The organism is Paenibacillus sp. OK076, from assembly GCF_900110055.1.
GTDB lineage: Bacteria > Bacillota > Bacilli > Paenibacillales > Paenibacillaceae > Paenibacillus.
Genome location: NZ_FOCH01000001.1, coordinates 1,257,246 through 1,275,632, shown reverse-complemented (window position 1 = coordinate 1,275,632; position 18,387 = coordinate 1,257,246). Strand labels below are relative to the sequence as shown.

The following is an 18,387-nucleotide window of genomic DNA, read 5'->3' as shown; positions in this document are numbered from 1 at the left end:
AAATGTATTCAATATGAGGCTGCACATAAGATGCAACTACGCTCACTCACGCTATACTTGCAAAAAGGAACGACATCCGTCCAGAAACAGAGCTGCTGCAAAGGCAATTCGTTTGTTCAGATGTTCCTCGTTAAACTCCGGATTCAGCATAATATCCATTTTAAGCCGATCGAGAATCCCGATATAAGCTTCTGCGAGAAGCACCGGCTCAGGTACGCCAGCATTCTCTAACACCTCACGCACCATGCTCATATATTCATTCATAAATGCCTTCATGAACTTCATCAGATCCGGATCATTATTCGGTGCCATAAAAAACAGCTTGGTATGATTGCGACGCTCATAATAATACGTGAGGTGAGTCTTGGCGATCGCACCGAGCTTATCCCCCGTACTCTGATGTGAGTTCAACGCATGATCCAGGCGACTGATAAAACTGTCGCAATCCCGCTTGGATACGGCAACAAATAATTGTTCCTTATTTTTAAAATATAAATAAATGGTGCCTTTGGCGATGCCCGCTTCGTCCGCAATATCGGACATTTTCGTCTCATAAAATCCTTTTAAACCGAAAATACCATAAGCTGCATCCAAAATAGCCTCCGATTTGTCTCCTTGCACAGTGCTCAAATGCACTCCCTCCCTACGACGCCAAAATGATACCCAAACCGATCGCCAAACATCCGCCGATCACCGAACTGAGCACGTTCACCAGATCATTACTCATCCAAGACCAGCCACGCGCTCGAACGGTTTTGTGTCCACAATGTTCACTTACCTCGACCTCACGGCCGCACACAGTACAACGATACATATACTGAACCGTCGCGCCCAGATAAGAATCGGCAAAAGCTCCTGCCAATCCGCCTACAAGGCCGACACACGTCCAGCTGAGCAGATTCAAACTTCCGATCCCGGCAATCCAGGAAAAAAAGAATGCTCCTGCCCCGATTAAAGCTCCACCGATGGCGGCAGCCAGTGTCCCTAGTAATGAAACACCTCCAGAGGTACCTGGTGTCAGCACTTTCCACGTCACGACTGAGCGTGGCGGCTTGCGGCTGAGACTTCCCCACTCGGTTGCCCATGTATCTGAAGTAACAGTAGCCATGACACCGATAAAAGCATACATCCATGCCGGGTGTGGGAGAACCCAGTTCCCCAGCACAAGAAACATGCCGATTCCACCGTTAGCCAAGACCTGTCCCGCATCACGATTGCCCGTCTTCGCATACGATTTCTCAAGCTCCTGCTTGCGATCCTTGCGAAATTTGGAGAACAGCGTTGAGGTAATGAAAAACAACAGCAGTGTTCCAAACCAGAACAGGTTGCCCGCTCCGTAATATATCGTCCCCATGATCATAGCCGCCAGGCAGCCGGACAGGGTTAGCGACTTCTTCGCGTAGGCAGCACCCGCCACAATTAAAGCGCATACGGCGCCAATAATCCAGTCCATAAGTTCTCCTGCATGTGGCAGTATCTATGGCCCACATGACGTTTTATATTTTTGAAATTCAATTATACCACGGTTTGATCCCAATGCCGAAACTCCCTGGCCCCGCATACCAAAAACCTGATTCGGCAGCTTTGAAAGCTACCAAATCAGGTCTAATGATACTGCAATAAAATGATATGCGTGATCCTGCTTCTGATTGACAAAGGGTTCAGATTACCTTACCTCAACTACCAGTTCAGACCCGCTTCGTTCCACCAATGACACCATAACGGTAGAGCACGCTGCGACCAAACCAATTGAACAACCGATCGGTGAGAAAACCCATAAAGCCCAGAGAAATCAGGCCGACAAAGATCCAATCTGTGCGAAAGAATAATCGGGAATTCCAGATCAGATAACCCACGCCTTCATTTGCAGCAATCATCTCTGCTCCGATAATAGCCATATAGGAAGTGCCCATTGCCAGCCGCACCCCCGTGAAAATATACGGAGTCGTCGCCGGAACAACGACATGCAGCAAAATCTGCCATTCGTTTGCTCCCATGCTGCGGGCAGACCGGATCTTGTCTTCTTCAATGGAGAGTACACCTGTCAGCGTGTTTAACACCACAATGAAGAACGTTGCATACATGATGAGTGCAATCTTCGATTGCTCCCCGATCCCGAACCAGACCAGGAATAGGGTAATGAATGCAATCGGCGGAATAAAGCGGATAAAATTAAGAAAAGGTTCGGCAAACAGCCGGATCATATGAACCTTGCCGATGATAAGCCCTACCGGGATCGCTATCACACTGCCAAGCACCCAACCCGCAAGCACACGTGTAAAACTAATTCCGATATACTGCATCAGCGTACCGTCAGCAAGCAGTTCACGGGCACCGAGAATAGTATCCCACGGACCGGGAATCACTTCAGGACCATAAAGCATGGCCCCTAGCTGCCAAATCAGAATTACCGTCACCCACAATAGAGGGATAGACACCCACTTTTTCTCCAACCATCTCATATTACTATCACCTCAATTATTGTTCAAAATGGCTTTGAATCTGGTCATATAGGATGTTGAACTCCGATGATGCAATGTTCCTCGGATAAGACAGAGCATTGTCGTATATATCCGTTATCTTGGATGAAGGCCCTACGGACATAATGCCTATCCGCTGACCCAGCAAGAGCGCCTCCTGGATATCATGAGTAACAAAAATAACGGTCTTGTGAGTTTCCTGCCAAATATTGACCAGCTCTTTCTGCATCGTACGCCGTGTCATTGCATCCAGCGCTCCAAAAGGTTCATCCATCAACAGAATGGCCGAATCGTTGGCTAACACCCGGGCCAATTGCACCCGCTGCTTCATGCCACCTGACAGTTCCTTGGGAAATTTGGCTTCATGACTACCCAGTCCAACAAGCTCGATGTATCGGTCTGATATCGTACGCCGCTGAGACTTGGGCACCTTGGCCATCCGAAGTCCAAACTCCACATTCTCCCTGACGGTAAGCCATGGAAAGAGAGAAGAATCCGCCTGCTGGAATACCATGGCCCGATCCTTGCCCGGCCTATCGATCTCCTTATTATCCACCTTGAGCTGACCGCCCGACTTGGAGATAAAGCCTGCAATCATATTTAGAAGCGTGGACTTGCCACATCCGCTAGGACCTAGCAGGACAAAGAATTCCCCACCCTTGATGACCAGATCGACATCCTTGATAATATAATGTACATCCCCATGGGTGGGGGCATTGTATGTTTTTCGAAGCTGCTCGATACGAATCGTATGCTGATCTGCAGGTAAGGACATGAGAACACCTCCAACGCAATTTGCGAGTTATTTACTATAAGTCACTTTATCTGGCAGTGCCTGCTTCAGGAGCTCCAGGTTCAGTTTGCTATCGAGATCAAAATTCTGTTCGATGATCCCGTTATCCACCATATACTGCTTCTGCCCTGCCAGACTGTCATAAGCTGCCTGGGTAAATCCAACTTCCCATGGATTGATTGGCAGATCCTTCAAGGTGGCCTCCTTAGGCTGCTTGGTTTCCTTATACATCAGGTCTGCAACCTCTTCAGGATGTGCCTGAGCATATACGGAGGCTTCATTCAGAGCTCCGAGAAAACCACTCACTGTTTCAGGATTCGCCTGGATGAACTCATTGCTTGCTACAAGCCCCATTCCAAGGCGCACAGGGGTTTGGGACATATCCGTGAGCTGATGCACGCCTTCAAGCGCATCAAACTTATCAGTCAAGGCGGAACCAATGACCCAGGTTGCATCTAAATCGCCCTGCTTTAGCGCAATGTACGCTTCGTCAAATGCTCCCTGACCCACCTGGGTTACATCATTTAGCCCCAATCCCACGTCCTTCAAATATTCATCCCACAGGTAAGGAATAAATGTACCGCGGATGAAACTTACTTTTTTACCCTTCAGATCTGCACCACTCTGTATATCGTTCTTGGCATACAACTTCCACGCGGCTGCCGCTTCATTCGTAGCCTGACCTGCGGAAGCAATGACGGAGTAATCCCCTTTGGCCAAAGCGTTCAATACAGGAAAGTCAGCTCCATATGCAATATCCACCTGCTTGATAAACAGTGCATTTACACCTTCCGCTGGCGAACCAAACGTAATGCTCTCTGCATCAATACCGTGGCTTGCAAAGAAACCTTTGGCAATGGCTACCCTGAACGTTGGATTTGTACTTGTATCTGCGATTCGAATTTTCACTTTTTTGGCCTCTGTGCCGGAGGCGCCTTTTGCTTCGGATACCGATTCGTTTGCAGAACATCCCGATAATATCAATAACATGGATAAGAGCATTAATAACGCACCGGTTAAGGTGGATGGTTTTCTCACAATATGCACCCCATTCGTTCTAATCATTGTTCGTCGCTCTGCGCCACCTTACTTGCCTTCATCTGACGTTGCCACACAGGCTGCACCTTCAACAAACGGCAGTGTTACCTCAACACTAACAACGGATGAAGAACCTTTGGACGCTGCTCCCGCCACTCTGTAGGCGGATACATCAATAGCTTCAATGGCAACCTCCTGCGGCTTCTCCAGCTGTGGTACCCAGTGATAAGGCACGCGATACGAACGATAGACCATATTGGTGTTCCGTCCATCCTTATAAGGGGATATATATTCCCAAACCAGCTCATACTCGGATGTAACTTCGAACAGTCTGCCATTGGAACCCTCGGTAATTAGTGTGTTTCCATTAGGCAGGCGCTGTGCGGAGCTGATATACGGACTATAAAATTTATAGGAATCCGTCGGAACGGAAAATCCCGCTTCTGCCGATGTATATTGCCAAACAATCTCCAGGGTCACCGGATTAATCTCCAGCACGCGTGAATGATCGCGAACGGCGTGTTTCAAGCCGTATGGAGAAGCCGGATTGGGCAGGCCATAACCGGCCCAGCCGCCATTGTCGAACACCAGCAGATTCCCTTCTCCGGGTAAACCTTTAGGAATGATATGTGCATGATGCTGTCCAATAATAGTGCCGATATGCTTCACTTCAGGCAAAGAGTAATCCGGACCTAATCTCCATACGATCTTTCCACTCTGTCTGTCGGTAATTGCGATAATATTTGCTTCTCTAGCATCCCAGATAATATTGTCGGGATGGAACCGCTCGTCTCCATTTTCATAGAAATGGTTTGGACCCACATAAGAAGCTGAATTAATATGTAGCCAATCACCCACACCACCACCGAGATGTCCGAATGAGCGTGTGTTCGGGTCGCGGTACAGTACATTACGGGCGGCCTCATCGAATCCAAGCTCCTCAAAGTGCTCGTTCGGCAGCCATTCCCATAGTACATTCCCTTCCCAATCGACTTCTATAATCGCATCATCAAGCAAAGGTTTATCCGAAATGGACGGGTTGTTCACATTTTTATGCGCAAGAATCAGTGTCTTCCCACTCTGGGTCTTGGGTGCGAGCCCAGGGGCGTAATAGCCGACCGGATTGCCTTCGCGCTGGAAATCATGGTGCTGACGAGCGTACCATAGCGGTTCATATCCCGGATCTTCAATGTGTTCGTAGCTGTTGTATTTCCATACAATATTGCCTTCCCAATCCACCTGAACCAAATCGACGTTGTCCTGGATACCGAACTTCGGATCTCTTCGCCCCGTGCTGCCCAATACGAAGCCACCGGGGAAGATTTTGGCAGGAAAGCCCAGCAGCCCTTTCCAAAGGTGAACCTCCTTACCATTCATATCAATCAGTACAACCCCTTCCTCACCTGCCTGATAGACGGTATAACCGCTCCAAGCCTTATCAGGGTTATATACGGTTGCCCCGGTCGGATAAATTGTTGAATGCCCCATTGATCATCTCTCCCTTGGATTGTTTGTTTTCACATCGGATCAAACGTTAATAACTGAGATAGTTGCTCTTTCCGGTATTCTCCCTCTGCTTCTGCTCAGGGTCACTTTCGGTGGATGGATCGTGTTCCTGCCTCCCGTTGCTCTCTGCCAATTCCAGCAGCGTATCCGAGAACCCCTCCAGATTCGCTATCACCCGCTCATAAAATTGGCTCTGCTGCTCCAGTTCCTCCGTCGTAAATCCCTCAAACAGAAGCGTGATACATCGGGCACCGATATTGCTGTTCCGTGCAAACATCTCCCGTCCACTTGCAGTAATGTCCAGCAGAACCGTCCGGCGGTCATCTTCTTTGCGCCTGCGGATCGTAAGTCCCTTTTTCTCCAACTTGTCTGTTAAAGCTGTTATGGCACCTGAGGTGAAGTCCAATTGTTCAGCCAAATCCCCCAACCGTTGTTCCCCTTCACGAATGATTTTGTGCAGGATGAGCATGCCAGGTAAACTGACCCCCTCTACCGATATACGATCTCGTTCTTTCACGAATCGTCTGACCATTTTACGAAACAACCAATCTGTCTTCTCCAACACTTCCCAGTCGTTATTGTTCATTTCATCCTCCCTGTCTAACTGAAAACGGCAGCAAATACGAAAAAAGGCTCCCGCGGACATTCCATAGTGGAGTAGTCCCGGGAGCCTTTGGTGGTCCAATCAGCTCGCATCCGTTCAATTTATTTCACTGTTCATTTAATTAGTGTTAAAATAATTGAGTTCATCATATAACCCACTAACCCAACCTGTCAAGTGTGAATTTAAATTTGTTTTTTTCTTATCTCGATGTCTCTCATATCTAGATTACTTATCCGGTTTTAAGTTTCACTTCAGCTTTCCCGGTTACACTATCCTCAGAGCGTTACATCAAACCAGCTACGATGGAGTTCGTACTTAACCATAGAAATGAGGATGACCCACATGAATATGAAGCGCGTAATCATTGTTGGAACCATGATTGTCACCATGTCTTTTGCCGGAACAGCCTGGGGCAGATCAGCGATATCCCCTATACCTTTGACGAAATGGTCCATCGTTAACATCGATACCAAAGACGAGAGCGAAGATGAGTTGCTGAGTGCTCTGAATCAACCGTCGGAAGATGACTTGGTTCAGAATTTGTACGCGGGTAAATCGCTGAAGATGATTGCAGATGAAAATGATGGTGATTTCAACGAGGTTGTCGCATTGCAAATCAGGCAGCTCATGGAGCAATTAGATCAACGACTCGCAAATGGAAGTATTAGCGCGGAGCAGCACGCAGTGCAAAGCAGTGAACTGGAAGAGCTGGTCACGGAGAGTGCCAATACTGCCTACAGCTTCGCGTAAATGAAAAGCCTCCGCTTGCTACGACAGAAAATGAGGGCACGCCAAAAAGGAGCGTCGAAACGCCCCTTTATCTGTTTCATATTTACTCTAAGTAAGCAGATTGATGATCTATGAAACTACTGAACCGCTGCTGCAATCGTGCATTTACCCAAAGATTCGCCGCCCCAGGTCAGTTCAAGCACATCTCCTGCTGCCGTTGGTCCAACCCCTTCTGGTGTACCTGTAAAGATGACATCTCCAGGTCCCAGTCCGTAATGATGACCTACATAATCCACAATATCCTGTAGACTGAAGATCATGTTACGAATATTGCCACGTTGGACCTCGGCACCGTTCTTGGTAAGTGTAAAGTCTTTCTCAAGAAGAGCCTGAGCCCCCGGAAAGGACTGGAATGCAGTAATTGGAGCCGAGTTCTTGAACCCTTTAGCTGCCGTCCACGGATGGCCTTTTTTCTTAATAACCGTCTGTACGTCACGTAATGTAAAATCAATGCCAAACGCATACGCATCAACCAACTCATCCACAGCCATACCCGGCTCATAATCCCGCCCGATTTGGATGACCAGTTCAGCCTCATAATGAACTTCGCCCTTTGTCGCAGGCAATTGCAGCGTTTCACCATTCAAGGGGACAACCGCATGGGAAGGCTTCATAAAGATCATCGGCTCATCCGGAACCGCGTTACCCAATTCTTCTGCATGAAGTTTATAATTACGTCCTACACAATATACATTACGAATGTTTGTCAGCATGGATTTACGACCACCTTTATCGGATTCATTAGCGTGTATGGAGCATGTTTATCTTTTTATTATATAAGTACATATCATATTTGCGCTATTCAAAAAATTGGAGCTTACGGCCTGAAAAATCGGCTGCTCGTTTCCTGAAAAGCCTGTTCCCACACATCAGGCCGGTTTGTGCATAACATCAGCTCCGGATCAATCGCCGCAAGCCGCTTCATGATGATTTTGTCATCCACTGTCCAGGCCATGACCTGAATGCCTTCATTTCGCATCTCACGCATCAGTGATTTGTCCACATTGGTGTAACCGATGGAAAGAAAACTGCAATTCATCTGCCGCAGCACTGCGGCCAGATCCCCTGGACGTGCATCAATAATCAACCCCGTTTTGAACTCCGGGGCCCGTTTCTTCACTTCAACCAGAGCCGCAGGCTCAAACGAAGTGATCACCACATCATGCTGCATATGTCTCTTCCTCACCTCATGGATAACCGCTGCCGGCAGACCGGGATACATATTGCCTTGCGTTTTCAGCTCGATATTCAATCGCACTTTGCCACAGGCCCGGTCCAGCACTTCGCTAAGCGCAGGAACGCGCTCCCCTTTATAGGCTTTTCCTTTCCATGATCCCGCATCCAGCTGCTGTATATCTGCCCAGTCCTTTTCTCGAACAAACCCTTTTCCATTCGTAGTCCGATCAAAAGTAAAATCATGAATAACCACCGGCACACCATCACGTGATAACTGTACATCCAGCTCCATCCACTGAACTTCCGGCTGTTCCATGGCAAGCAGAAATGCAGCCATCGTATTTTCTGGTGCAATGGACGAAAATCCACGGTGCGCTACACAAAGGTTGTTCATTTCATCCCCTCCTAAATAAATTGAATCTTAATTTACCGATGCGATTCCGTTCGCATCAAAACGAACACCTGGCGAGAGCTGTGTCATCTGCTCCAATAGCAGTTTGTTAGCTTGATCCACCATCGGAATGGCCTGGCCCAACCCTGCCTCATAAGGAATAACCTTCATGCTGCATTTGGCATCCTTACTACAGCTCGCCTGAAAAACCGCTGTTTTCCACGTTTCCTCTGTCGTTGATTTCGAGAAAATAAAGTTGCCTGTACTATATGCAATCCATTTGCCTTTGTAGTACTCCACCCCTTGCAAGACATGGGGATGCCCGCCTATGACCAGATCGGCTCCGGCATCTACAAATTCATGTGCTAATCGAGTCTGATCATTATTTGGTGTGCTGACCCGTTCCTCTCCCCAGTGTGCAACAACAATAACCAAATCAGCCTTTTGACGGGCTTCCTGAATGGCTTTTACCGCCCCAGTAGAATCGTAGGTCTCGGCAACACCTGCCCGATTCCCTTCCGCTTTCCAGCTTGTTTCAGGTACAACCCGGCTGAAGCCAAGCAGTGCAATCTTCATGCCCTTGCGCTCCAGATATGCAGGTGCATAAGCCTCATCCCTGTTCATCCCCGCCCCTGTGTGCGCAATACCATATTGCTCAAGATAAGTTAATGTGTCGACCAAGCCTTCTATACCTTGATCCAGAATATGATTGTTGGCCAGATTCACGGCATCAAATCCTGCTGAAGCCATCGCTTCGAGCGCCTTTGGCGAAGATTTGTATACATAGGTTTTGTCTGCTGCACCAGTTCCACCAAGGGTTACGGGAGTTTCAAGGTTTCCAATGGTCAGATCATCTTCCTTGAACAAGTTGCCGAGCTTTGCAAAGGGATAGTCATAACCATTCTTCTCCAACAATTCAGCCACTTTGCCTGAAAACTGAATATCACCCACAAAGTTAATGGTTACATCCTTCGCCGAATGAGAAGGCTGTGTCGTCCCAGTTCCTGCACCTTCGCTGCCCTTTGAACCGGAAGAACCCGAAGAAGCGGGAGTATCCGTCGATTTTTTCGTTCCGGTATCTGTCTTTCCATTTGCCTTGGAGTCTGTAGCATCAGGCTTGCTCTCACCAGACTTACCGCCGGAATTTTCAGTTACCTGTTCATCAGAATCCTCCGATTCTTCATCCGGAGTATGACCTTTCTCCGAATCCGGTTCAGTTGAACTTACCTGATCACCGCCCTGTGGGCCCTCTTCATTGGTAGGTTCCTGCTTCACAGTCGTTTCTGTCACCACCGGGTCTATTTGCTGCTCCTGCATGCCTACTGCGTAATAGATGCCGACGAGTCCAATTGCCGCAATTAATACCAGATTAATGATCCAAATCCGGCGTTTGCGGGCACGTTTCACTTTTTTCTTTTGTACACTTCGTTTTGATCTTGGGGGATACATAGGCAGCTCCTCTTCTTCACAGCAATCCTTATCATATTATATCAGGCATATTCTGGATTTCCATCATTCCTTGGAACTGCAAGTATTGAAAGAGTTCACATCTCTCCCCTTTTCGCTATATGGTGCAAAAAAAAGGCCGTCTCCCCTGTAGAAAAACTCTACGTTCGAGACAGCCATGTACGTTATTATTTTGCAGCAATGAGTTGCGTAGCTTGAACTGACATTTCCTTCGCCTGTCTGATGCAGTCAGGCAAGCCTACCCCTTCATAACCAGCACCCGCAATGTATACCCCCGGCAATTTGCGGCCAAGTTCCTCCCGGAGTGCTGCAATCTGCTGCAGATGGCCTACCGGATACTGTGGCATGGATTTGCGAAGCCGAGTAATTTCCGAGAAGATCGGAACGGCTTCTACACCCATCGTTTCACGCAAGTCCTTGAGAACCAGGTCCGTCAGTGCATCATCCGGGAGTTCCACATTCTGTTCATCTCCGGAACGGCCAACGTAGCAACGAAGCAGTACTTTGTCATCCGGGCTGGTGTGCAGCCACTTGGTTGATGTCCAAGTACATGCTGTAATATTGCGACCTTCCTTACGCGGAACGAGGAAACCAGATCCATCAAATACATGTTCGATATCCTTTTTCTCAAAAGCCAGCACCACATTCGCTACCGAAACGTAATTGATTGCATCCAGAGCCGCTGTATCCACATGTGGTTGCAGCAGTTCGGATGCAACATACGTAGGCACGGTAATGACTACATCATCTGCTTCAAGACGCTCTCCGTTATCCAGTTGAATGTTATATCTAGCCGCATCTCCATTCAGAACCTCCAGGGATTGCACGGAAGTGTTCAGCCGTTGATCCACGTCCTGCAACTCATGTACAAGCGCATGAACCAGGCTCTGCAAGCCCTGACGAAAGTTCAGAAAAGCACTTTTCTTCGTTCCCGTATGAGTCTCTGCCGGTTTGCGGCCAGTCATCATTCCCCGGATCAAACTACCGTAATCCCGCTCCACTTCACCGAATTGCGGAAAGGTTGCCTGAAGACTCAATCGCCGCATATCACCTGCATAGATGCCCGCAAGCAGTGGCTCAGTGAGGTTTTCCAGCACTTCCGCTCCAAGACGGCGTTCAATCATATAACCGAGCGATTCATCCTCCGTTGTACGGCGGGGAGGGATGACAAAATCCATTAATGCCCGCAGCTTGCCTGCCGGAGATACAAGACCACTTCTTAGAAACGGTCTTAACTCCGTCGGAATACCGAGAACGAGTCCTGCCGGCATGGGATGCAACTTGCCACGCTGCATGATGTACGTTTTTTTGGATTCCGGATTTTGACTGACCAGTTCATGGTCCATTTCCAGCTCTTTAGCCAAATCAATCATCGCCGTTTTGCGGGCAAGGAAAGAATCCGGCCCCTTCTCAATAACGAACCCATCACGGTGCAGCGTCTCAATCATGCCACCCATGGAAGAATTTTTCTCAACCAAGGTAATGACAGGTTCAACTCCTGCTTCCCGGTAATGCTTTCGGATATAAAATGCCGCGCTTAGGCCGGTCAGACCTCCGCCGACAACAACGACACGACGTTTATGGTCTTCCATTACTCATCCGTTCCTTGCTGCCATTGGCTAATAATGACGTCACTTAACGTTTCCATGTAAAGCGGGTCACTATTGAGAGAATCGATACGCATGAGGCGCATGTCGATCTCTTTCGCAATCGCTTTGGCCTCAATATCAAGATCATAGAGCACTTCCAGATGATCTGATACGAATCCAATCGGTGCTACAAGCACATCCTCCACCTGTTCACGAGCAAGCTCCTGAAGGGTATCCAGAATATCAGGCCCGAGCCAAGGCTCTGCTGTCCGCCCCGCACTTTGCCACGTGAACTGCCAGTTGGTAATTCCCAAACGGGATGCAATAACTTCCGAAGTCTCCAGCAGTTGCTGCGGATATGGATCACCGATATCTACAATTCGCGCAGGCAGACTGTGTGCACTGAACAGCACTCGTACATCCCCGCGTTTGGCTCCCGCTTCCTCGAAAGCATCCAATTTGGCGCTAACACGTGTGGAGAGAGCCTGAATCAATTTGGGATGCAAATGATAACTCTCAATAAAGGACATCTGGATACCCAGTTCTTCCGCTTTCTCACGAGCGCGCTTGATGTAGCTTCCTACACTCATCGTGGAGAAATGAGGTGCCAGTACGATGCCTATTGCAGTCTGAATTCCATCCTTCGCCATCTGTTCCACGCCATCCTCAATGAACGGATATGCATGCTTCAACCCTTGATAACAACGGAATTCAACTTCTTCTGAACGGCCATCCTCGTTTAACGTCTCCTGAAGGGCCTTAACCTGATTATCCGTGTTTTCCCGAAGAGGAAATACACCCCCAACGATGGCTTCATAACGGTCGGTCAATTCCTTCAGTTGTTCCGGTTCAGGCGGACGTCCTCTGCGGATATGTGTGTAGTATGCTTCAATACTTTCCATATTCTCAGGTGTGCCATACGACATCACCAGTACACCTACTGTATTAGTCATTAGTTACCGTCACCCCAGTCTTCAAAGCTTCAGCGGAATATTCATGAATATACGCCGTGAGTTCTCTTAATTTATCCAATGATGCCTCAGGAAATAGTCCGTGCCCCAGATTGAAAATATACCCTGGCTCCTTGATGCCTTCATCAATAATCAGTTTGGCATGCTGCTTGATCAGATCCATCGGTGCAGTCAGCACATAAGGGTCCAAGTTCCCTTGAACAGCAAATTTTCCGCCCAGTCGTTTACGTCCCTCAGAGATCGATACTCTCCAATCCAGCCCAATCACATCGGCTTGCAGATCATGCAGGGTTGGCAGCAATTCACCAGAAGCCACACCAGGGAAATAAATTTTCGGTACATTCAAATCCGATAATTCGGTAAAGATACGAGTAATCGTCGGCAACACATACGTTCTAAAGTCGTTTGGCGAAAGTGCGCCCACCCAGCTGTCAAACAGTTGGAATGCTTTACCGCCGTTCGCAATGTGTGCACGGACATATGTAATCACCATATCGCCCAGTTTTTGCATCAATTTATGCCACACTTCAGGTTCACTGTACATCATCGTTTTGGTCCGTATGTACCCTTTGGAAGGTCGGCCTTCAATCAAATAGCTGGCAATGGTAAACGGTGCACCGGCAAACGTAATCAAGGGTACATCCAGTTCCTTGTCCAGAATGCGAATCGTCTCCAGAATATGAGACAGATCTCCTTCCACATCAATAGGACGCAAACGATCCACATCTGCCGCCGTGCGGATTGGATTGTCTATAACAGGTCCAATATTTTTAACAATATCAAAATCTATACCGAGGGAAGCAACCGGATTCATAATATCGGAATACAAAATAGCCGCATCCACACCGAGTTTACGTACCGGCATGAGTGTAACTTCAGCTGCTAGCTCAGGTTGACGGCAAATTTCGAGCAAAGAATACTTTTCTTTAATCTTGCGATATTCGGGATCATAACGCCCAGCCTGACGCATGTACCACACGGGAACACGGTCCACCTGCTGTTTGAAGCTGGCTTGAATCAGACGATCATTATAGCTCATGTAAGAAGCCTCCAATAGTTTTTGGACTCATAAATAACATTATGCCCTTTTTAAAGAGCAGTAACAACCACGTGTCGATCTGTTCCGATGACAATACTATGACATTCCTTACATCCCCTCACTCATATGCAAATTATGTTATAATGAAAGAATCGTGTTTTTTTGAAACGTTGCAGAAACGATCTGAAAGGAAGTGAAAGCACTTTGAAAACGTGGAAAGTAAACCTCATTGTGCTTTGGTTTGGACAATTTCTGGTCAACTCGGGCATGACCATGATTACCCCGTTTTTGTCCCTTTATCTCGCCAAGGATCTTGGCGTGGTTGGTGAGCATGAGATTGGCATATGGGCGGGATTTATATTTGCTGCCAACTTCCTCACCTCATTTTTGTTCCAGCCCTTGTGGGGCAAATTGTCCGACAAGTACGGCCGGAAAATTATGTTGCTGCGTTCCGGCTTCGGGATGGCGATCGTAATTGCCTTAATGGGTTTTGCACAGAACCCGTGGCAGCTCCTTTTATTACGGTTGCTCAACGGTACGATCTCCGGCTTCAACCCGGCAGCAGTTGCGCTGATCTCGGGCACAACGCCGAAGGATCGCATGGGTTTCGCCATGGGCATCAGCCAGTCCGGTCAAGTGGCCGGTACGATTCTGGGTCCGCTGATCGGCGGTTTGCTCGCTGATGCAGTGGGCTTCCGCCCGATCTTCTATATTACTGGCGGACTGATCTTCGCAGCTTCGATGCTCGCCATGTTCCTGGTCAGAGAGAAGTTTGACCGCAAAGAAGCGGCCAAACTGCCGGAACAATCCGTATTGTCCGGTCTGAAGGAACTGAACAAGTCTCCCCAATTACCTGCCTTGTTCGCTGTAACATTCCTGCTGCAATTTGCCATGATCAGCCCGATGTCACTCTTGCCGCTGTATGTACAGAAACTACACGGTTCGGATGTCAACGTGGCCTTCTGGGCAGGTCTTGTCGGTGCAGTCACGGGACTCTCCAACATGGCCATGTCCCCGATTCTCGGGAAGCTCAGCGACAGGATAGGTTCACACAAAGTACTTACGTTTTCTCTTATAGGAACAGGGCTCATGCTTATACCTCAGGCTTTCGTGCAGACGGTATGGCAGCTCATTCTCGTCCGTTTCATGATGGGTGTGTTCATGGGTGGCCTGCTTCCGAGTGTCAACGCGCTCATTCGCTCCTATACGCCAGATAGCATGATTAGCCGGGCCTTCAGCTTCAATACGAGTACACTCGCGCTCGGTAACATGCTTGGAGCCGTAATCGGCGGCTTTATGGCCGGGTTCATTGGCATCGAAGGACTGTTCATCGTCTCCGGTGGGCTGCTGCTGCTCAACATGATGTGGGTAAGACTCAAGCTGTACCGAAAGCCCCCTCTGATCAGAGAACCATGACGCTTGAATTCAAATGATATTTTGCTCTTAAAAAAAGCCGCTTTCAGCGCCTACTATTAGGCAAGAAAGCGGCTTTTGGCATTGATTTGCTCAAACCTCAACATTGATTCATTGAGCCATCGAGTCAGATGGCTTGTAAATTGAACTTGTGAATTGAATCGGATATTCTTTCACGCCAAATACAAAAGCACTTTGAATCGGCTGCAAAACGGTTTCCGGCACAAGCTGAATGTCTTCCATTTGCCGAAGCATCGTCTGAAGTACAACCCTCGCCTCCAGTCGTGCAAGCGGCGCTCCGAGACAGAAGTGAATACCAAATCCAAAACCCATATGTCTGTTCGGCTTGCGATCGGGCACGAACTTCTCTGCCTGATCGAATTGGGCGATATCCCGGTTGGCCGATCCTACCCAGGATATCACCTGTTCCCCTGCCTGAATTGTTTGTCCGTTCAATTCTACGTTTTCTTTGGCGATACGCCCAATGGCCACAATCGGCGGATAATAACGCAGCGTTTCCTCTACCGCAGTCGGAATAAGCTCAGGGTGTTCTCGCAGCTGCTGTTGAAGCTCAGGCTGCTCTGACAGAATACGAACAGCATTGGTAATCAGATTGGTTGTGGTTTCATTACCGGCAGCAAGTAACAAGATGCAAAATCCGACCACTTCCTCTGCCGTTAGCTTCTCCCCTTCAATCTCTGCAGAAAGCAGTAAAGAGATCAGGTCATCCTCTGGTCGCTGACGTCTTTCTTCCATTATGGCCGTGAAGTAGCTCGCCAGCTCCTGCTGGTTCCGTTTCTTTTCTTCCATCAATTCCTGGAAAGCATCATCACTGTCATCCCGCGCCCCCTTAACGAGTGCATCAGACCAGTCTTTGAACTTCTGGCGATCTGTTGCAGGGACGCCTATCAATTCGGCGATCACGATAACCGGAAGTGGAGTGGCAAGATCATCGATAAGACGCATACGACCTTCTGAAAAATGCGGAGTCAATAATTCATCAGCGATTTCCTGAATCCGCGGAGCTAACGCTTCAATCGCTTTAGGTGTGAACGCCTGATTAACCAGATCCCGCAATTGCTTGTGCTTCGGCGGATCTGTAGTCAGCATGCTGGCGTTAGCGCGATCACGTTCAGAAGAGAACAGTTTAGGGTTTTTTAACACATATTGCACATCTTCATAACGGAAAACATCCCAGCATTCTCGATGGTTGTCATAGCGGACTGGAGTATTGTCACGAAGTTCAGCGTACACCTGGAAGGGAAGTAATTGCTGCTCCACCGCCTCCAGCTCCCGGATCGGAATGTAATTGGCATACTTTCTGGGTGCTCGGTTCATCGTTTCTCCTCCAATCATTAATATATATTTATTTACATATAGAAATCACCTTTTATTATAGACTTAACGCTGTGGGCATACAAATATTTGGCAATAATTGAGCCTCCTTTCCTAGAACGTATTACAAAAATCGTCAAGACCTGCTAATTTATACCCCAGTGCTATTCGTCTTAGATAAGATCACTTCTGCTATGGACGATCCTGCAACACTTCCCCCCAATTTTTTCGATACCCTATCAGGTCAAAAGACTTATATGTAATAAAATATGACACAAAAATTCATATAGTATAATTTCACACTCCTTATTCTCTTTTTCACCTTCTCATATTTATCCATAAAACCTCATAAATACACTGTATACTCTATATATCTATCAATGTAACCGATTACTCTACTCATATCTATAATTGTCATATTATTTAACATGAAATACAATCAATTTGAAATCACTACATATAATCCTCAAAAAACATCACACGAAACTAACCTGAAGGAGAGTGCTTTTCATGAAAAAAACTTCAAATCTTCGTCCTTGGGCTGTATGGAGCACAGCTGCTTTGACAGCTCTGACCATCTCCCTGTCCCCAATTGGAACCTATGCGGCTCATGCGGCTACGGTAGAAGTGAGCGGTACAACCAGTGCAGTTCAGACCGCATCATCCACTCCGGCTCGCAATACAACCATCCCTGTGCTATCGGATTCGTTCAAACAATCCGCTCTGCCTAATGTTCTGGTCATTGGGACGGGTGGTACGATTGCAGGTCAATCCGAGGATGCAACCAGCTTCCAGAACTATAAGGCCGGTACACTCCCGATTGGAGAAATGGTCGACGCCTTACCGGACAAACAGAAGATTGCAGATGTTAGCACACTCCAATTCGGAAATTCAGGCTCAGGCTCTTATACCATGGCTGATCTCTATGACTTGTCTCAGACGGTAGACAAGGCTCTGGCTCAGTATGACAGCGTTGTGGTTACCACAGGTACAGATACCATGGAGGAAATCGCCTACTTCCTCGACATGACCGTACAAAGTGATAAACCCGTCGTCATTACAGGGTCCATGCGCCCTTGGACCGTTATCGGCTCCGATGCACAAGCGAATCTGTACAACGCCATCAAGCTCGCAGGCAGCGGGCGCACCACTTCATTTGGGACCGTGCTGATGTTGAACGATACGATTCAACTGGCGCGCGGCGTGACCAAAACGAATGATTATCGAACTGACACGTTCGAAACCCCGATGCTTGGTGCAGTAGGTTATATTGATGAAGAAAACATTCGAATTTATCGTGCCCCTGCACGTGCCTTGAAGCCTGAAGGTGCATTGAAACCGGCCTTTGACCTGAGCAAAATCACCAAGGCAGATCTCGCCAAGGTGGAAATTGCCATTTCCTATCAGGAAGCTGGCGGCGAGGCTATTGAAGGATTTGTGAAAGGCGGCGCCAAGGGGATCGTAACGTCCGGTACCGGAGCAGGCGGTATCTCCAAAGCAATGGGACAAGCACGCACCAAAGCGGTGGAGGATGGCGTCATCTTCGTAACGACCACTCGGACAGGTTCAGGCAGTGTATATGGCGGAGGGAAAGGTGTTATTGCCGGTGACAACCTCAGTCCTCAGCAAGCACGCATTTTGTTGATGCTCGGACTGTCCTTCAGCGATGATTTTGACACGATTAAAAAATGGTTCGAGACTTATGGAACGCCGGAAGTTTAATAAGGCACTCATCACTTTATATCTTTAAAGAAAACAAGAGACGATTCACTCCCTGTCTCAGGGTTGTGATCGTC

Annotated in this window: 17 protein-coding genes; 3 read left to right on the top strand and 14 right to left on the bottom strand. The window is 48.0% G+C overall.

Annotated elements, in window-relative coordinates:
* Positions 1–51: 51 nt before the first annotated feature.
* The 7 genes from BMY78_RS05895 to BMY78_RS05865 form a co-directional block, all read right to left on the bottom strand.
* The gene (locus BMY78_RS05895) at positions 52–630 is read right to left on the bottom strand and encodes a TetR/AcrR family transcriptional regulator (RefSeq protein ID WP_090895569.1); all 579 of its coding nucleotides are present in this window, start codon (positions 628–630) and stop codon (positions 52–54) included.
* Between the two features lie 13 nt (positions 631–643).
* Positions 644–1,453 (bottom strand): DUF92 domain-containing protein, encoded by an 810-nt coding sequence (locus BMY78_RS05890; protein WP_090895567.1) that lies wholly within the window; start codon positions 1,451–1,453, stop codon positions 644–646.
* Positions 1,454–1,688: 235 nt separating this feature from the next.
* Complete coding sequence (locus BMY78_RS05885) at positions 1,689–2,462, bottom strand: ABC transporter permease (protein ID WP_076292050.1); 774 nt, start codon at positions 2,460–2,462, stop codon at positions 1,689–1,691.
* Between the two features lie 16 nt (positions 2,463–2,478).
* On the bottom strand, positions 2,479–3,255 hold the full coding sequence (locus tag BMY78_RS05880) for an ABC transporter ATP-binding protein (RefSeq protein ID WP_090895564.1): 777 nt from the start codon (positions 3,253–3,255) through the stop codon (positions 2,479–2,481).
* Positions 3,256–3,282: 27 nt separating this feature from the next.
* Positions 3,283–4,275: an ABC transporter substrate-binding protein gene (locus BMY78_RS05875; protein WP_177185782.1), complete on the bottom strand. Its 993-nt coding sequence runs from the start codon at positions 4,273–4,275 to the stop codon at positions 3,283–3,285.
* Positions 4,276–4,359: 84 nt separating this feature from the next.
* Entirely contained in the window at positions 4,360–5,799 is a 1,440-nt protein-coding gene (locus BMY78_RS05870) for an aryl-sulfate sulfotransferase (RefSeq protein ID WP_090895559.1), read from the bottom strand.
* Positions 5,800–5,845: 46 nt separating this feature from the next.
* Positions 5,846–6,403: a MarR family winged helix-turn-helix transcriptional regulator gene (locus tag BMY78_RS05865; RefSeq protein ID WP_090895556.1), complete on the bottom strand. Its 558-nt coding sequence runs from the start codon at positions 6,401–6,403 to the stop codon at positions 5,846–5,848.
* Positions 6,404–6,763: 360 nt separating this feature from the next.
* Here BMY78_RS05865 and BMY78_RS05860 point away from each other — a divergent pair, with 360 nt between their 5' ends.
* Positions 6,764–7,171 carry a hypothetical protein gene (locus BMY78_RS05860; RefSeq protein WP_090895554.1) on the top strand — a complete coding sequence of 136 codons (408 nt, stop codon included), beginning with the start codon at positions 6,764–6,766 and terminating at the stop codon, positions 7,169–7,171.
* Positions 7,172–7,287: 116 nt separating this feature from the next.
* Here BMY78_RS05860 and BMY78_RS05855 read toward each other — a convergent pair whose 3' ends face one another.
* The 6 genes from BMY78_RS05855 to hemE all read right to left on the bottom strand — a co-directional run bounded on the left by BMY78_RS05855 (position 7,288) and on the right by hemE (position 13,843).
* Positions 7,288–7,923 carry a fumarylacetoacetate hydrolase family protein gene (locus BMY78_RS05855; protein ID WP_090895551.1) on the bottom strand — a complete coding sequence of 212 codons (636 nt, stop codon included), beginning with the start codon at positions 7,921–7,923 and terminating at the stop codon, positions 7,288–7,290.
* 104 nt (positions 7,924–8,027) lie between these two features.
* Entirely contained in the window at positions 8,028–8,780 is a 753-nt protein-coding gene (locus BMY78_RS05850) for a glycerophosphodiester phosphodiesterase (protein ID WP_090895549.1), read from the bottom strand.
* A gap of 27 nt (positions 8,781–8,807) precedes the next feature.
* On the bottom strand, positions 8,808–10,226 hold the full coding sequence (locus BMY78_RS05845) for a CapA family protein (protein ID WP_090895546.1): 1,419 nt from the start codon (positions 10,224–10,226) through the stop codon (positions 8,808–8,810).
* A gap of 185 nt (positions 10,227–10,411) precedes the next feature.
* A complete protein-coding gene (hemY, locus tag BMY78_RS05840; RefSeq protein WP_090895543.1) occupies positions 10,412–11,836 on the bottom strand; it encodes a protoporphyrinogen oxidase in 1,425 nt (474 codons plus the stop codon).
* Entirely contained in the window at positions 11,836–12,786 is a 951-nt protein-coding gene (gene hemH, locus BMY78_RS05835; RefSeq protein ID WP_090895541.1) for a ferrochelatase, read from the bottom strand. The genes hemY and hemH overlap by 1 nt, the downstream gene beginning before the upstream one ends.
* Positions 12,779–13,843: a uroporphyrinogen decarboxylase gene (gene hemE, locus BMY78_RS05830; RefSeq protein WP_063564891.1), complete on the bottom strand. Its 1,065-nt coding sequence runs from the start codon at positions 13,841–13,843 to the stop codon at positions 12,779–12,781. The genes hemH and hemE overlap by 8 nt, the downstream gene beginning before the upstream one ends.
* Positions 13,844–14,047: 204 nt before the next feature.
* Here hemE and BMY78_RS05825 point away from each other — a divergent pair, with 204 nt between their 5' ends.
* Complete coding sequence (locus BMY78_RS05825; RefSeq protein WP_090895539.1) at positions 14,048–15,259, top strand: MFS transporter; 1,212 nt, start codon at positions 14,048–14,050, stop codon at positions 15,257–15,259.
* Between the two features lie 108 nt (positions 15,260–15,367).
* On the opposite strand, the gene BMY78_RS05820 is transcribed toward BMY78_RS05825, so the two are convergent.
* Positions 15,368–16,594 carry a cytochrome P450 gene (locus BMY78_RS05820; protein ID WP_090895536.1) on the bottom strand — a complete coding sequence of 409 codons (1,227 nt, stop codon included), beginning with the start codon at positions 16,592–16,594 and terminating at the stop codon, positions 15,368–15,370.
* Positions 16,595–17,101: 507 nt separating this feature from the next.
* On the opposite strand from BMY78_RS05820, the gene BMY78_RS05815 reads away from it, so the two are divergent.
* Positions 17,102–18,313, top strand: a complete 1,212-nt coding sequence (locus tag BMY78_RS05815; protein WP_090895534.1) for an asparaginase — start codon at positions 17,102–17,104, stop codon at positions 18,311–18,313.
* Positions 18,314–18,387: the final 74 nt, after the last annotated feature.

What these genes read in the sequence shown, in the direction of transcription:
- BMY78_RS05880 (WP_090895564.1), bottom strand. Translation starts at nt 3,255, where the DNA reads ATGTCCTTACCTGCAGATCAGCATACGATTCGTATCGAGCAGCTTCGA.
- BMY78_RS05850 (WP_090895549.1), bottom strand. Translation starts at nt 8,780, where the DNA reads ATGAACAACCTTTGTGTAGCGCACCGTGGATTTTCGTCCATTGCACCA.
- BMY78_RS05820 (WP_090895536.1), bottom strand. Translation starts at nt 16,594, where the DNA reads ATGAACCGAGCACCCAGAAAGTATGCCAATTACATTCCGATCCGGGAG.
- hemY (WP_090895543.1), bottom strand. Translation starts at nt 11,836, where the DNA reads ATGGAAGACCATAAACGTCGTGTCGTTGTTGTCGGCGGAGGTCTGACC.
- BMY78_RS05815 (WP_090895534.1), top strand. Translation starts at nt 17,102, where the DNA reads ATGAAAAAAACTTCAAATCTTCGTCCTTGGGCTGTATGGAGCACAGCT.
- BMY78_RS05860 (WP_090895554.1), top strand. Translation starts at nt 6,764, where the DNA reads ATGAATATGAAGCGCGTAATCATTGTTGGAACCATGATTGTCACCATG.
- hemH (WP_090895541.1), bottom strand. Translation starts at nt 12,786, where the DNA reads ATGACTAATACAGTAGGTGTACTGGTGATGTCGTATGGCACACCTGAG.
- BMY78_RS05855 (WP_090895551.1), bottom strand. Translation starts at nt 7,923, where the DNA reads ATGCTGACAAACATTCGTAATGTATATTGTGTAGGACGTAATTATAAA.
- BMY78_RS05875 (WP_177185782.1), bottom strand. Translation starts at nt 4,275, where the DNA reads ATGCTCTTATCCATGTTATTGATATTATCGGGATGTTCTGCAAACGAA.
- hemE (WP_063564891.1), bottom strand. Translation starts at nt 13,843, where the DNA reads ATGAGCTATAATGATCGTCTGATTCAAGCCAGCTTCAAACAGCAGGTG.
- BMY78_RS05890 (WP_090895567.1), bottom strand. Translation starts at nt 1,453, where the DNA reads ATGGACTGGATTATTGGCGCCGTATGCGCTTTAATTGTGGCGGGTGCT.
- BMY78_RS05870 (WP_090895559.1), bottom strand. Translation starts at nt 5,799, where the DNA reads ATGGGGCATTCAACAATTTATCCGACCGGGGCAACCGTATATAACCCT.
- BMY78_RS05845 (WP_090895546.1), bottom strand. Translation starts at nt 10,226, where the DNA reads ATGTATCCCCCAAGATCAAAACGAAGTGTACAAAAGAAAAAAGTGAAA.
- BMY78_RS05885 (WP_076292050.1), bottom strand. Translation starts at nt 2,462, where the DNA reads ATGAGATGGTTGGAGAAAAAGTGGGTGTCTATCCCTCTATTGTGGGTG.
- BMY78_RS05865 (WP_090895556.1), bottom strand. Translation starts at nt 6,403, where the DNA reads ATGAACAATAACGACTGGGAAGTGTTGGAGAAGACAGATTGGTTGTTT.